The organism is Virgibacillus litoralis (assembly GCF_017873675.1).
Classification (GTDB): domain Bacteria; phylum Bacillota; class Bacilli; order Bacillales; family Amphibacillaceae; genus Lentibacillus; species Lentibacillus litoralis.
This window is the reverse complement of the sequence record NZ_JAGGKK010000013.1, coordinates 69694-85035: the sequence shown is the minus strand read 5'-3', so window position 1 is coordinate 85035 and position 15342 is coordinate 69694. Positions and strand designations below refer to the sequence as shown.

Sequence of the window (15342 nt, the reverse complement as noted above, 5' to 3'; positions counted from 1 at the left end):
ATACCTTATGGTCAATTTTAGTCAAAAAGTGGTGCTTAGTCAACTATTTGAATCTCTCTCACTTTGTTTCTTTTTCTCACCCTTATATTTTCTCCAACTTACATAAGTTAATGTAACAGCTATACATCCACCAACAATTGTCACCATCCAGTAAAAAGGCATCATTTCTGCATTATTATTTGATGACATAATAAACTGATTCTTAACTGGGATTATTTGCTGTGCGTAAGTTATTGCAGTAGTAAATTGGAAGTAAATGTAAACTCCTATGATTGTAGAAAATATAAGTTTAAGTTCACGACTATGCTTCATAGAGTTCACCTCACATAACATCTTCTCCCAATAATGTATGTGCGGTCATGGTATTATATAACACGTTACGATAACGAATTTACGGGTTTAATCGTTAACCTATACGCTATAAAAATCGACAAAATGCTTAACCAAAATGTAAAATATCCTATCTCCTCCATGTATATTGTTAAAGAGGAATACATCGGCATCATGTCAAATACATAGTCAATCACATCATTATGCAATGTCCATAAGGCAGCAAACATTATATGGCGTACTTTTATTGCGTAAAATGGAGCATATAATAATCCCTGGATTGCCATTGCACCATGTGAAATCATCAACATGTAGCCTTGCCAACTCAGAGGGCCATCGACGTATAATGTGAACAAATTCATTGCAACTGCCCAAATACCATACTTAAAAAGTGTGATAATCGCAAGTGCTTCTATGTAAGGAGTATTTCTGTTAAATAAGAAGAATAGTAAAAAGACAGTAAAAAACAAACTAGCTGTTGGGCTATCAGGAATAAATACTAAAAATATATCTGGTGTTATTGTTAGCTGATAACGATACCAATAATATCCATAAATTGTACCTAGTAAGTTTACGAAAAATAAACCGGTTAAAAAACGCTTATCTAGAAGTATATATTTTATCATTAAATGAATCCCTTCTTTGCATAATCCTATTCACAATAACTAAAGGCAAGTACACGTTAAGCTGCTGCATGGTGCAGAGCAGCAGCCGCTTCGGTAGTCCAGTTATCCACAGCACTTAAAATTTATAGTTTCCTAAACTATAAAAAAACACCTTCACCAGCTGTTTGGCAAAGGTGTTTTAAATTAATTTCCTTGTTCGTTTACAGAAACAATAAAATCAGCTAATTTCTTTAACTCTTCATCTGAACCTGTAAATTGATCTGCTGGCATTGTGCCTATCCCTTCACGAGCAATTTTTGCAATTTCCTCAGCAGAGCGGTCAATACCAATTAAAGGTGGTGCTGCTGCTCCACCAGATAAATCACCGCCATGGCAAGTCATACAGTTACTTTCATAAATTGCATAGCCTGGGTCTTGTTTATCAATTTCAACTTCTTCTGATGGAGGTATAGGTTTATTTGCTTCAGCCCTCTGTGCCCAATCAACATGTGAGGCTGACTCATATGTTAGCCATATGACAGAAGCTAATCCTAATAACATCATTCCAACAGCAATTGGGCGTTGGTGTGGTCGTCTGCCAGGACCTTTATCTAAGAATGGTGCTAATAATAGTCCACCAAATGCTAGTCCAGGAATTACCAGTATACCTAATAGAATAAAAGGTCCACTAGCAAAGTCATATTTTAAAAGTTCATATAAGAATAGAAAGTACCAGTCTGGCAAAGGTATATAACCTGCATTGGTTGGATCAGCCATTCCTTCAAGCGGAGATGGATGCGCAAGTGTTAAGCACATAAAACCAACTAAAAATACAGAACCTGCCAACCACTCTTTTAATAAGAAGTTGGGCCAAAATGCTTCAGTTCTTCCGGGATATTCAGAATAATCTTTTGGTATGTTTGGTTTACGTTCGGCCGAAATCCTCGAATCACCGACGAATTTCATTCCTTTACCCTTATGCACAGCTTTACCTCCTTTTTATTTATAGTGGTCCTGAAATTCCTTGTCTTCGTATTAATATAAAGTGTGCCGCCATTAATCCGAATAAGGCAGCCGGTAGGAAGAATACGTGGATTGCAAAGAATCTAGTCAATGTCTGTGCACCTACAATATTCGCATCACCAGCAAGTAAAGTTTTAATTTGTTGTCCCATAAATGGAACTTGTTCTGCTATTTCAAGGCCAACTTGAGTCGCGAAATATGCTTTATTATCCCAAGGCAATAAATATCCAGTAAAACCAAGTCCAAGCATAACAAAGAATAAAAGAACCCCAACGATCCAGTTTAGTTCACGTGGTTTTTTATATGCACCTTGGAAAAATACTCTCAGTGTATGTAGTAGCAACATTACAATAACGACACTGGCACCCCAGTGGTGCATGCCTCGTACAATTTGGCCATGCGCAACTTCAGTTTGTAAGTAATAAACTGACTTCCACGCATTTTCGATATCTGGAACATAATACATCGTTAAAAACATACCTGATAAAATCTGTATAACGACTACGAAAAATGTCAATCCTCCAAAGCAATAAACAAAAGCTGAGAAATGATGGGCAGGATTAACATGCTCAGGTACTTCATGGTCCGCAATATCACGCCACAAAGGCGAAATATCTACGCGATCATCAATCCAATCATATATTTTCTGTAGCATATACTATTAAGCCTCCCCTTGTGGTTGTGCATTACCAAGATATAACATCCCATTTTCAACTTTTTGTTCATATACATCCAATGCCGCTGTTGGTGGTGTGTTTGGTACATTTACGCCACTCTTATAATAACGGCCGTCATGGCATGGACAATAAAATTGATTTGGATAATCTTCACTGCCTTCCCATGAAACAACACAGCCAAGGTGCTTACAAATTGGGGAAAGTGCTATTATATCGCCATTATCATCTTTGTACACCCATGCAGATTTAGTAACTTCAGATTCATACCAACCATCAACCTGTTTAATCTTCCAATCAACACGTTGTGGTTCATTTGTAATATCCTCTACTGCCAAACTAACATTTGCAAAATCCCCAGCTGCTGATTCTTGTAACACTGGATCAACTGCCATACGTAACATGGGAACAAGCATACCTGCTGCCATGAATCCACCTACACCAGTAAGTGTATAATTTAGAAATTGACGACGGGATACTTGCTGTTTCTCTTCGCTCATGAATTTTCCCCCCTCTATACATTTTTCACGGACAAGATTATTTTAATCAGATTACTAGGACATTACCATAATAGCGCAATCTGTTTATCTGGTCAATAAATAATCTTCTTTGACATAAAACTTTCGTAAATGGGTGAATAATACGTAATTAAAAAGTACTATTTTTACACTGATAGGAAAATATAAATCATTAGAAATCGTATTAGTACAAGTAAGTTTTTTGCCACTACTATTTTGCGATTAGTAAATTATTTAACCTTTCCAGTACGACCTTATAAGCTCACTTACTTGTTCAACATTACTTCGTATAATGGAATGCATTTCATTTGATTGTAGTGTACCATCTGTGACGCCAGGTAGCCATAATAGGGTGCCATGCATTCCTTGTTCATTCTTTTTCCATGCAGAATCAAATGTAACATAAAAAATATGGTTGAAAGGTTGTTGTTCTATGTCATCAATCCATGAATTTATTCGAACTATTTCCTGCTCTTTATTGGATGATTTCAGATAATTATAATTCGGCGTAAGTAAAACCCTTCCGGTAAGCTCTTTCTCAAGGTCGTAGGAAAAAGCAACTAAAACTTCTCGCTGAAATGCATCCTTTTCAAGTACAGAATCGTTTGATAGCTGAAAGGGTATAAGTGGAACAATTATTGTATCCACATATTCTTTTGCATTAACATACTGGTGTAAATCACTTTTTTTCCATTTCATAGTATACAACCCTTCCTCTATTCTATTCTTCTTCATATTAGAAAAAATATTATTTAACCTAAATTTTATCCTAAATCAACAAAAAAAATCAACCTATTACCTTTGTAAGTTAGGTTGATTTAATTTCATGTTATCCAATCTATGTAGTTTTTTTGCCAACTCTTGAAATGTTTGTTGATCTTTTTCATCTAGTGCACGGTCTATTTTCACCTGAAGTTGATTCTTTTGATATTCAAATAACGACTTTTCCAATAGTAGTTTTGCTGCTTCCTGATCCTTTTTTGTTATAAAGTACTCGTCAGGAATAAATGGATTTTCAACTAAAACTGCTGCATATAATATATTCTGATACGATTTTTTAAAATTCAATTGGATGTATAAAGGCTCATGTTGATTCATTCTAATATCATGAAATGACTTTTCAGCATCAGTTGTAACTAATTGATTTTTATAAAAACGAAATGGTACTTCTTCAGAACAGTGACTGGTAATTATGATACCTCTTGGACAAAATTTCGCTTCACGTACAAAGTGTACGTTAGCTAAGATCTTTTTGTGATTTATTAAATAATTTAAAATCCAAACACTTTCACGCTTTTTTAACTGATAGTGATTTAAAAACCATTGAATAAAACTTTTCTTATCCTGCACGGAAATAGGAGTATGCATTCGTGAAACCAACCTCCCTTAATATCCATAATTTTTTAGCAGTTATGAAAGTATAAATACTGTCTTACTGCATAAGCGCAACTATACTTTCGCCATAAAGGCCTGTTAAGCCAAGTTTTTTAATAAATTTAAGTGATGTGTATAGCTGTATTTCCTGGTCTGCCGCGTCCTGCTCTAACCGTATTGATCTTCCCCCCCTTGTTTGTGTCCACGATAATTCAAGTTAATCTAATTTCAGTAAAAAGGAAGATCAGATCGCCACTTTGTGCGGCAAGGTTGTTCCACCCGTAATATGCGGCGGGAGTCCATACGGCATTATACAGGAGTTTGCACTTTTATTTTATTATAATTCTCTTGATTGTTTTAGTCGAGCGATATATTCTTCGACATCAACATCTAATGGTTGTAGTTTTAAATATTCTTCAAATATACGGATGGCTGTTTTCATCCTCCCTTCTTCTGTTAGAAAGTATCCATATTCTTTTAGAAAGTCGCTGTCTTGGTTTAAGCTATTATATGCTTCATCATAGTGTTTTAATGCATTGTCATATGATTCAATTTCATTATACGCACGTGCTAGTTCCCATTCATAAAGTGGGTCATTAGCTCCCATTCCTTTAATTTCAACAATCAGTTCAACTATCGTTTCTTGCTTATTTTGTTTTTTTAGCAGCTCAATTAAAAATAAAACTGCCTCTTTATAATCAGGATCAAGTGCTATTGCTTCTCGTACCAACTTTTCACTTTCACTGTCTTCATTTAATTGGTGTGCTAAAGACCCGGTAAAGAAATACAGTTCTTTATTAAACTCATCAACTTGTAATCCCTGTTTCGCTGTATCGTAAGCCTCTTTAGGCATTTCTTCTGCTTCGTATGCCTTTGCTAATTGATAGTATGCAGCATGATAATAGGTATCAAGTTCAATTACTTGCTTCCATGCTTTAATTGCTATATCACGCCGGCCTGCATGCATGGCTGTGAAACCGTATTTAAATATTGTATCTGGATTCTCACTATCTATATCCTGAAAGATACTTAGTGCAATTTCGTATTCTCCTATCGCTGCGTATGCTTCAGCTATACGGTCATTAATTGGTACATTGGCCATTTCATTTGTTATAGGCAGTATCTTTTCATAATACGTAATAGCATTTTTATATGAACCGGTAGAAAACAGCAGTTCAGCTAGAGCAAAGTCAATGATAGGCTCATTAGGCTCATATTGTTTAGCAATTAACAGTTTTTGCTCTGCTACTTCAAAAAGGCCCTGTGCCTGATAAAGGTCTGCCAGCTGAATCATACTCTGAACAAATGCCGGATCGTCTTCATCAATTTCGCTTAGTAAATTTATTGCTTCTTCATCATTCTCGAGTTCAGTATATACATCAGCAAGCATTACTTTAATTTCGCTTTCTTTTGGATATTTTTGTAATAATTCTTGTAACACATTACTAGCCTCTTTTAGAAAACCCCACTGGATATAAAGTTCTGCAATTGTATACTTTTCTTCATCATCAGCTTTTGGTAAATAATTTTCCAAGAGTGAGATTGCTTTTTCTGATTGTCTATTTTCCATTAAATTAACTGCTTCCATAATATTGGTATCCACTATGAACTTCCTTTCTTTTCGTGCAAAACTATCTAATGCATTTTATCATACAGAAAAGTGTATTCTTGTTCAAATAGAAAAGAATCTGTATGTAAACAGATTCTTTGCCAAATTAACTACATACGGATGTAAGATCTTGAAAGAAATTAGGATAAGAAATTGCTATAGAAGATACATCATCAATTACAACTTCCTTTTGTGTTATTAAAGATGCTATAGCATACATCATGGCTATACGATGATCGTTATATGAATTGACGCTTCCGCCACCAAGTACTGCATTTCCTTCAATTATCATCCCATCTTTTGTTGACTTAACTTTAGCACCCAGAGTTGTAAATCCCTCTACAACCGCTTCAATACGATCTGTTTCCTTTAATCGCAGTTCTTCGGCATCACCTATTACTGTCTCGCCTTCAGCTTGGGTTGCTAATAATGCAATTATTGGAAGTTCATCAATTAACCGCGGGATGATATCACCATTAATTACAATACCTTGCAATTTACTATAAGAAATGGTTATATCCCCGAAATCTTCCCCGCTGATTGTTTGTTTATTTGAAATGGATATAGAAGCTCCCATTTCAGTTAATACATCAATAATACCTGTTCGTGTAAAGTTTAGACCAACGTTCTTCAAAGTCAAGTTACTACCAGGAACGATTGCGGCAGCAACCATGAAAAATGCTGCAGAAGAAATATCCCCAGGTACAAATACATCTGTCGCGGTCAGAGGTTCATTTGTAATACTTATAGTATCCTCTATAGTGATATCCGCCCCAAAAGCCTTCAGCATATTCTCAGAGTGGTTTCTGGTGGGTGTCGGTTCAATAACCTCGGTCGTCCCTTCAGCAAAAAGACTTGCTAATAATATTGCCGATTTGACCTGGGCGCTTTTTACAGGTAAGACATATTGAACACCCTTCAACCCACCTCCGCTTATTGACAGCGGTAAATAACTGGCATCACTTCGTCCGTTTATACTAGCTCCCATCTGCTCTAAGGGAATAATAACACGATCCATTGGACGTGATGTTAATGAATCATCCCCATAGGAAGTAGTGAAGAAAGGCAGTCCAGATAACACTCCGAGCATTAATCTGGCGGTGGTACCAGAGTTTCCGAAGTAAATTGGTTCTTTTGGTTCTTTAAAATGAGACAAGCCATTACTGCGTATATATAACGTTGTGTTATCTACTTCAATATCTACCCCCAGCAATTTAAATGCATTAATGGTTCGCAGACAATCCTCGCCAGTTAAAAAATGAGTAACTTTTGTAGTACCTTTCGCAAGCGAACCAAGAATTACTGCTCGATGCGAAATAGATTTGTCTCCTGGGATTTCCAAGATTCCGTTAAGAGCATTTGAACACGGTGATAACTTCATATCCTTCAAATCTATTCACTTCCTTTTTCTTTTTCAATTCACCCTATTTTTCAAGCATCAATTCATATCCATTATTATGTAATACTTGATAACTTTCCTTCTGATCATTTATCGTTGGAACACTTAAGCGCAAAACACCAGTAATTCCTTCTCGTATCTCCAATATTTGCATGTTTTTAATACTTATCTTCTCTTGAGCCAGTAATTGTGCAACAGAAGCGATTGCACCTGTTTGATCTCGTATATCAACATATAGGTCATAAAAGGATGGAATGACTCCCTTTTTAGTTGTACCCAAACCGTCTCGGTACTCCTTTGCTTGATTCAGGTAAGAACTTAGTTTTACTGTATTATTCTGTTCAAGCATCTGTTTTAACTCATTCATTTCCATTATCCAGTCGTCTATCAGATGCATCACTTTTCCTCGATTATGGTAAAAAATATCCTGCCACAGTTCGGGATTACTGGATGCAATGCGGGTAATATCCCGGAAACCTCCGGCTGCAAGTTTCGGAATAAATGAATGTGTGCTTTGCCACTTTTTCGCTTGATGAACAAGTGCAGATGCAATCAAATGAGGGAAATGTGATATAACTCCAGTCATTTCATCATGATCATTCGCCTCTAACACGACAAAGTTACTTTTTGTAGCTTTTAGTGTAGTTTTAAGTGTGTTTATCATCGTCTCAGTACAGGTATCGGAGGGCGTAAGAACATATATAGCATTCTCAAATAAGTGTCCCTTTGCTGCTTTAATTCCCTTTTTATGTGAGCCAGCCATAGGGTGACCGCCAATGAATTTAATGTGTTTATTGGTAATTCTATTTGCAATGTCACTAACTGGCTTTTTTACCGACGAAACATCTGTAACAATTACATCATGATTAAAGGATATTTGATCTAATTCTTTCATAAATTTTATAGTTTCTGTTATTGGCGTTCCCAGTATTATAACATCGGCCATTTGAGCAGAATCAGTAATAGTTGAACAAGACTCATGAATGATTTCATTCATGAGCGCAAATTCAAGCGTTTCTTTATTTGTATCATAACCAATGATATGGTTTTCGTCTGACTCGCCAATACTCTTTGCTAGAGAGCCGCCGATCAATCCTAAACCAATTACGAGAATTGTTCTTTTCATGACTTTCTCTCCTTGTTTATATCAAGATGTAATTGGTAGATAATATCTTGCAGCTGTTTCATATCATCTTCATTTCCAATAGTTACACGGATTGTATTAGGACAACCTAAACCCTCGCCAGATCTAACAATAAATCCATTTTCCAATAAGTGCTGAAATACTTCGTCACCATTAATTGGCGTAGAAATCAGTAAAAAGTTTGTTTGTGAATCATAGTAATGCCAGCCTATCGAATCTAAAAACCGCTGAAAACTATATTTTATACTACTGTTCCTTGAGGTTGAATCCAAAAGAAACTCATCATCATCAAGTGCTATTAATGCCGCTTTTTGCGCCATGGACGATGTATTGAATGGTCCTCTAACAACATCTAGTTTTGCGATGAGTTCTTTATTTGCTACCCCATAGCCAATCCGCAAACCAGCCAATCCATAAGCTTTAGAGAACGTACGTAATATTAACAAATTTTTATAGCTTGATAATCTAGCTAAAATATTTGATTTCATACTGTTTTCTACATATTCATAATATGCTTCATCCAAGACCACGAGCACATGCTTCGGGCACTTCTCCATAAAAGCATTGAAATCATCATGAGCAATTATACTTCCTGTTGGATTATTCGGTGAGCATAACCAAACCACTTTTGTATTTTCATCAATTGCTTTTTGCATTTCATCGAGATTATGATATCCATTTACAGTTGGTACCTCTTTTACTGCTGCTCCTTCGATTATAGCGTTATGCTTATATTGTGGGAATGTTGGTGCAGGCATTACTGTATTTACACCAGGGTATAAAAATGCTCGACCTACCATTTGAACAATTTCATCAGTTCCACTTCCAAAAACAAGTTGATCTTCTTTAATATTTAATTTGTTTGCCACAGCTGTACGCAATTCTGAAGTATATCCATCTGGGTAAATATCAAATGAAGGTAGTTGTGTATTAAAATATTCATTAATCTTCTTTGAGTATCCAAACGGATTTTCATTCGATGCCAACTTAACAATTCGTTCTAATCCGTATTCTTTTTTAACTTCATGCATTTGCTTTCCTTGTTTATACGGGGTCATTTCCTTCAAAATTCGTTTTCCATTCATTCGTTACTCCCCCTCCTCTAATTAACGTTGTTCTCAAGTTCCTTCAAAAAGGAATCTAAATAAGTTAATAAGTCTTCATCACCAATTTCGACTACAACTGGTTGTGCAATATCTTTTAAAAGTACCATTTGTATCGTTGTATTTACTGTCTTTTTGTCTAATTTCATTCTATTTAAAACATGTTGTTTATTTATATTTGTAAGCTGAATTGGATACTCATTTAAGTTCAGCCATTTTAATAGTTGATTGTAAGGGAGCTTAACTGAGAATACCTTTTCACTGACTCGTATCGCAAATAATAAACCGATTGCAACCATTTCCCCATGTGTACGGACCCCATATCCAAGGATAGATTCTAAGGCATGACTTAATGTGTGTCCCAGGTTAAGATATTTACGTACACCTGATTCGCGTTCATCCTCTTCAACGATTGAAGCTTTTATTTCAATTCCTCTGTTTAACTGATTGGTCAAGACATCGTTAGTTAATGAAGAAAGGTCTGAAGCTAGTAATGCTTGGAAGAAAGCATCATCCTGGATTAATGCTTCCTTAATCAATTCAGCATAACCTGACCTTACCTCTTTTTCATTTAATGTTTGAAGTGTTTGTACGTCATAGACAACTGCGGCAGGGGGATAAAAATTACCAATCAGGTTCTTCCCTTGTTCGTGATTTATCGCAACTTTTCCACCGACACTGCTGTCATGGGCAAGAATTGTCGTTGGCATTTGGATATAATCAACCCCGCGCATATAGGTCGCTGCAACAAAGCCTGCTATGTCCCCAACTACACCACCACCAAGAGCGATGATAAGTGACTGTCTATCTAATCCGAACTCAATTGCATCCGTGTGCAATTGATAAAACGTGTTTATACTTTTTGATTTTTCGCCATATGGAATGATTGAAGAATAGACATGCTTATGTGACAAGCATTTTTTTATCTCCTCTAAATAATACTTTGCTACTATATCATCTGTAATAATAAAAATAGATGAGTAATCTTTTGGCAAATAGGATATTAAATCATACCTTATATTTTCACCTACATAAACATGGTAGGTATTTGAAGCAGATTTAACTTTTGTTGCTTTCACTAAAAACACCTTGTTTCTTCACGATAATCTTCAATTGCTTTCTGTAAAGACGGAAATTGGTCACTTGGAAATTGTTCAGTAATTGCTTTTGCAAGTTCAAATGCAACAACATGTTCCACTACAACCGATGCAGCAGGTACCGCACAAGAATCAGAGCGCTCAACACTTGCATTAAACGGTTCTTTTGTTTCTATATCAACACTTTGAAGAGGTTTATACAAGGTTGGGATCGGCTTCATTACTCCCTTGATTACGAGGGGCATGCCAGTTGTCATTCCCCCCTCAAATCCACCTAAACGATTTGTTTTCCGGTAATAACCAACATCTTCGTTCCAGGCAATTTCGTCATGGACTTTACTGCCATTTTTTCGAGCCGCCTCAAATCCTAAGCCAAACTCAACCCCTTTAAAGGCATTGACACTCATTACACTGCCGGCAATTCTGCCATCCAGCTTCCGGTCATAATGTACATATGACCCAACCCCTGCAGGCATTCCTTCTACGTATACCTCGACAACTCCACCAATTGAATCTCCTTCTTTTTTCGCTTGATCAATCGCATCCATCATTTGCTGTTCTACATTTTTATCAAGTGTTCGAACAGGTGATTTTTCGGAAGTCAATTTCCTATTTTCCATTGTCATAGTTGGATTATCTTCCGCTACGATACCAGCAATCTCTTTTACGTAACCTGAAATTTCTATTCCCAGATGCTTTAAAAGTGTTTTAGCAACAGCGCCTGCTGCAACTCTAGCAGCGGTTTCACGTGCCGAAGAACGTTCAAGCACATTACGCATATCACGATGCCCATATTTCAATGCTCCGTTTAAGTCAGCGTGACCAGGTCTTGGGCGAGAAACAGTTCGTCTAATTTTTTTATCACCTTCAATAGGGTCCTCACCCATTATATCTATCCAATGTTTAAAATCATCATTGTGTATCACTAGTGATATAGGTGACCCTAGTGTGTAACCATGACGAACTCCACTTGTGATTTCGACCAGGTCCTTTTCAATTTGCATTCTTTTTCCTCTGCCATGTCCTTTTTGCCTGCGAAGTAATGATTCATTAATATTATCTGTTACCAGAGGCATATTTGAGGGGATTCCTTCAATAATTGTAGTTAATTGTTTACCATGTGATTCACCTGCAGTTAAATAACGCATGAAACCTCCTCCTTCTCGATAATTTTGTATTACTATATCATATCTCATTTTACTTTTGTTGTATTTAGTAAAAATTTTCAATACTTTCTTACTGCATAAGTGTAACTAAGGCTTGTTAACAAGCAAAGTTACTAATAAATTTCTGTATCTTATAGAAGGATTCTTTCAGCAAACTTTGTTACTCTTTAACCATCGTAATAGATATATACGACGAACTAGTGGTTGTGTGCAGTAACACCGCTACGGAAACACACTTCGCGCACCTAGGGCGGCTGTTGAGCACTCTTCGTGCTGACGCACTCAAATGTCTCATCTAGGCCTATCCTCCCCCAGGAGTCTACGTGTATTTCCTGCGCTAAGATTTGCTCATTATAACTTGATAAAAAAACAAAATATACATTGTGATGGATAAAGAGTTAAAATTTATAAACCATTTAAACCAGCAGCTGGAATATGCGAGACTCCTGTGGGAAGAACAAGCTAGGCGAGACCCCACAGGCGAGGTACGAGCTGAGGAGGCTCGGCACTTGCCCACGGAAAGCGAGCATATTCCAACTGCGTAGTTAGAGAAACTTACAAATTCACTAATTCGCAGTTTATATCTTTTGTGTCATAAACAATAAACTTTTAGAAAACATACATAAAAGCGTGCAATAATAATTCTAATCATTCTTTTGATAAAAAAATGTATCTATTAATGACATATTATATTTATCAGGACTGAATATTTGTTCGGTACTGCCTACAAACAATACACCATCACGTTTTAAAGAATCTGAAAAATTCTGATAAATTATGTTTTTTGCTTCATTGGTAAAGTATATCAACACATTTCGGCACACAATTAAATCCATGTTTCGAGGATATACATCGGCTAATAAATCGTGTTTTTTAAAACGTACGTGCCGTTTCACTTCCTCATCGATATGGTACAGTCCCGATTCTTGTTTAAAGAATTTATGTTTTATTGAATCAGGTAATTCTTTAAGTGATTGTTCTGTATAAGTTCCTTTCTTTGCTCTTGCCAATACCATATTATCAATATCTGTAGCTAAAATCTGGAACTCTATATTTGGAAAGTGTTCCTTCATCATCAATGCTATGCTGTATGGCTCTTCCCCTGTAGAACAAGCTGCACTCCATATGGTTAACTTCTGAGCGTTATCCAATAAAGAAGGCAGAATAACAGACTGCATTACTTCCCACCTCTTGGGATTACGATAGAATTCGGAAACATTTATTGTAATACGATCTAGAAATTCGTTTAAAAGTAATTCATCCTGGGATATCGCTTTAAAGTAAGCCTTAAAACTTAGATATCCACGTTTTTCCCGTAATGAGGTAAGACGACGCTTCATTTGTGTTTCCTTATATAAGGTTAAATCAATTTCTAATTTTCGCTTAATATCAGAGACAAAATTTATGTAATCCTGTGACATATAATGAACGCCTCTTTCATGTTAGAAACTTGGTTAACGTTGACAGGGACCTAAGAAACCGACTTTTCTTTAAATAGAGCCCCTTAAAAGAAAACCTCCGTTAGAAAACGGAGGTTCGACTAATTAGTAAATCCATTCACTATCTTGTTTTGAATAAGACAACACGTCATCTTTATTAAAAAATAAGTTAATTTCTCTTTCAGCACTTTCCGGTGAATCTGAGCCATGAATTATGTTCTTTCCAACAGTCATGCCAAAGTCTCCACGAACTGTTCCTGATGCAGCTTCAAGTGGATTAGTTTTCCCCATCATGTCGCGAGCAATTGGAATGACGTTTTCGCCTTCCCATACCATTGCAAATACTGGTCCGGAAGTAATAAATTGAACTAATTCTCCAAAGAAAGGTCTTTCCTTATGTTCACCATAGTGAGTTTCGGCTAAGTCATTGGAAATCTTCATTAGCTTTGCACCAACTAATTTAAATCCTTTGCTTTCAAAACGGTTGATAATTTCTCCGACTAAATTACGTTGAACGCCATCTGGTTTTACCATTAAAAATGTTTTTTCCATGTTTGCACCTCATTTAGTATGTATTTTTTCTTATATAAGCAACCTTTAAAATTTTAACAAACTTTTATCAAAATAACAATTATCTATACTGTTTTCGAAAAGCTAACAAATAGTGATAGCGACACAGATTAAAGATAACCTATTCGACCATTTAGTGTGGCTCACTAATCACGTAGGTTTTCACAGTGTTTTCTTAGTCGTGTGCTCACCACGAGCCTTTGAAGCATAGAATGTGCTAGTGCAGACGTTGCCACAGGAGCACTTAAAATATTTCTCAAACAATACGTAAATTTATAATAGCAACAAACTTAAAAAAGAAATTATCTATGAGCGTCTTTTGCCAATGTACTTTGCAATACTCTGTAATGTTTGTTTAGCCTTGTGATTTGGAATGGTTTCTAATTCATTTAATGCTTTTTTCAGATAGTGATCACTTATCTTATAAGATTCTGTTATAGCATCTGTTTTCTTCAACTCGGTCAACAAGTTAGCCATTTGAGTTTTTGATACCTGTTCGGGATCTTCAAATGTCTCTCTTACTAAAGCGTTAAATTCCTTATCCTTCATTGCAATTAAGACAGGTAATGTGATATTTCCCTGAAGAAGATCATTTCCAGCAGGTTTCCCTAGTTCATTTTCAGAAGCAGTGAAATCAAGAATATCGTCAATAATCTGGTAAGACATCCCTATGTAGTATCCATAACGATATAGTTTTTCTGCGTTTTCTTCAGGAACGTCTGTAGCAATTGCACCCAATTTACAGCTTGTTGCAATTAATAAAGCTGTTTTGCGTTTAATTCTACGTAAATAATTTCGTAAATTCTGATCCCAATTAAACTTGTCTTTAATTTGTTCAACTTCCCCCGTAGCCACTTGCACCATCGTTTTAGAAAGTACACGGTGTGCTGTTGGCTTTGGTAATGACGTTATATTTTCCAGAGCTCGAGCCAATATGTAATCACCTGTATACATTGCAACACGATTCCCATATAGTTGTTTTATTGTAGGTTTACCTCTGCGTAATTCTGCGTCATCAATTACATCATCATGGACTAAAGATGCCATATGTATTAATTCTAGCGAGACCGCAACCGTTTTAATACGATCAATATTAAAGTTTCCAAGTTGTCCGCATAGCAATACAAAAACAGGGCGAATTCTTTTCCCCCCTGCCTGAAGTAACTGTGTGGAAGCTTCACGTAATACATCGTGGTCAGCTTGAATAGCGTTACCTAATGCATACTCAATTATATCCAATTCTTTGTTTAAATACCCGTAAGTTTTAGATAGTTTCATGCATGTCACCTTT

The 15342-nt window shown here is 36.1% G+C and carries 16 protein-coding genes; all 16 read right to left on the bottom strand.

Translation table 11 applies throughout. From position 1 onward, the window contains the following. Positions 1-39: 39 nt before the first annotated feature. Positions 40-312 carry a sporulation protein YpjB gene (locus J2Z82_RS19775; RefSeq protein WP_390313442.1) on the bottom strand — a complete coding sequence of 91 codons (273 nt, stop codon included), beginning with the start codon at positions 310-312 and terminating at the stop codon, positions 40-42. A 65-nt stretch (positions 313-377) separates the two neighbouring features. Continuing rightward, on the bottom strand, positions 378-956 hold the full coding sequence (lhaT, locus tag J2Z82_RS12200; RefSeq protein WP_209481069.1) for a lipoprotein heptaprenylglyceryl N-acetyltransferase LhaT: 579 nt from the start codon (positions 954-956) through the stop codon (positions 378-380). Between the two features lie 183 nt (positions 957-1139). Continuing rightward, positions 1140-1919: a c-type cytochrome gene (locus J2Z82_RS12195; RefSeq protein WP_209481068.1), complete on the bottom strand. Its 780-nt coding sequence runs from the start codon at positions 1917-1919 to the stop codon at positions 1140-1142. 19 nt (positions 1920-1938) lie between these two features. Then, complete coding sequence (qcrB, locus tag J2Z82_RS12190; RefSeq protein WP_209481067.1) at positions 1939-2613, bottom strand: menaquinol-cytochrome c reductase cytochrome b subunit; 675 nt, start codon at positions 2611-2613, stop codon at positions 1939-1941. A gap of 6 nt (positions 2614-2619) precedes the next feature. Then, positions 2620-3132 carry a QcrA and Rieske domain-containing protein gene (locus tag J2Z82_RS12185; RefSeq protein ID WP_209481066.1) on the bottom strand — a complete coding sequence of 171 codons (513 nt, stop codon included), beginning with the start codon at positions 3130-3132 and terminating at the stop codon, positions 2620-2622. Positions 3133-3384: 252 nt separating this feature from the next. Beyond that, the gene (locus tag J2Z82_RS12180) at positions 3385-3849 is read right to left on the bottom strand and encodes a DUF2487 family protein (protein ID WP_209481065.1); all 465 of its coding nucleotides are present in this window, start codon (positions 3847-3849) and stop codon (positions 3385-3387) included. A 96-nt stretch (positions 3850-3945) separates the two neighbouring features. Next, positions 3946-4518 carry a ReoY family proteolytic degradation factor gene (locus J2Z82_RS12175; protein WP_209481064.1) on the bottom strand — a complete coding sequence of 191 codons (573 nt, stop codon included), beginning with the start codon at positions 4516-4518 and terminating at the stop codon, positions 3946-3948. A 343-nt stretch (positions 4519-4861) separates the two neighbouring features. Next, the gene (locus J2Z82_RS12170) at positions 4862-6127 is read right to left on the bottom strand and encodes a tetratricopeptide repeat protein (protein WP_209481063.1); all 1266 of its coding nucleotides are present in this window, start codon (positions 6125-6127) and stop codon (positions 4862-4864) included. A 112-nt stretch (positions 6128-6239) separates the two neighbouring features. After that, a complete protein-coding gene (gene aroA / locus J2Z82_RS12165; RefSeq protein WP_209481106.1) occupies positions 6240-7514 on the bottom strand; it encodes a 3-phosphoshikimate 1-carboxyvinyltransferase in 1275 nt (424 codons plus the stop codon). A gap of 43 nt (positions 7515-7557) precedes the next feature. After that, on the bottom strand, positions 7558-8658 hold the full coding sequence (locus tag J2Z82_RS12160) for a prephenate dehydrogenase (RefSeq protein ID WP_209481062.1): 1101 nt from the start codon (positions 8656-8658) through the stop codon (positions 7558-7560). Next, on the bottom strand, positions 8655-9761 hold the full coding sequence (hisC, locus tag J2Z82_RS12155; RefSeq protein ID WP_209481061.1) for a histidinol-phosphate transaminase: 1107 nt from the start codon (positions 9759-9761) through the stop codon (positions 8655-8657). Before hisC ends, J2Z82_RS12160 begins: the two co-directional genes overlap by 4 nt. 17 nt (positions 9762-9778) lie before the next feature. After that, positions 9779-10858 (bottom strand): 3-dehydroquinate synthase, encoded by a 1080-nt coding sequence (gene aroB / locus J2Z82_RS12150; protein WP_209481060.1) that lies wholly within the window; start codon positions 10856-10858, stop codon positions 9779-9781. Beyond that, positions 10858-12024, bottom strand: a complete 1167-nt coding sequence (gene aroC, locus J2Z82_RS12145; RefSeq protein WP_209481059.1) for a chorismate synthase — start codon at positions 12022-12024, stop codon at positions 10858-10860. The genes aroB and aroC overlap by 1 nt, the downstream gene beginning before the upstream one ends. A gap of 662 nt (positions 12025-12686) precedes the next feature. Further along, the gene (locus J2Z82_RS12140) at positions 12687-13463 is read right to left on the bottom strand and encodes a CheR family methyltransferase (RefSeq protein ID WP_209481058.1); all 777 of its coding nucleotides are present in this window, start codon (positions 13461-13463) and stop codon (positions 12687-12689) included. A 123-nt stretch (positions 13464-13586) separates the two neighbouring features. Then, complete coding sequence (ndk, locus tag J2Z82_RS12135) at positions 13587-14033, bottom strand: nucleoside-diphosphate kinase (protein WP_209481057.1); 447 nt, start codon at positions 14031-14033, stop codon at positions 13587-13589. A 324-nt stretch (positions 14034-14357) separates the two neighbouring features. Beyond that, on the bottom strand, positions 14358-15329 hold the full coding sequence (gene hepT / locus J2Z82_RS12130) for a heptaprenyl diphosphate synthase component II (protein ID WP_209481056.1): 972 nt from the start codon (positions 15327-15329) through the stop codon (positions 14358-14360). Positions 15330-15342: the final 13 nt, after the last annotated feature.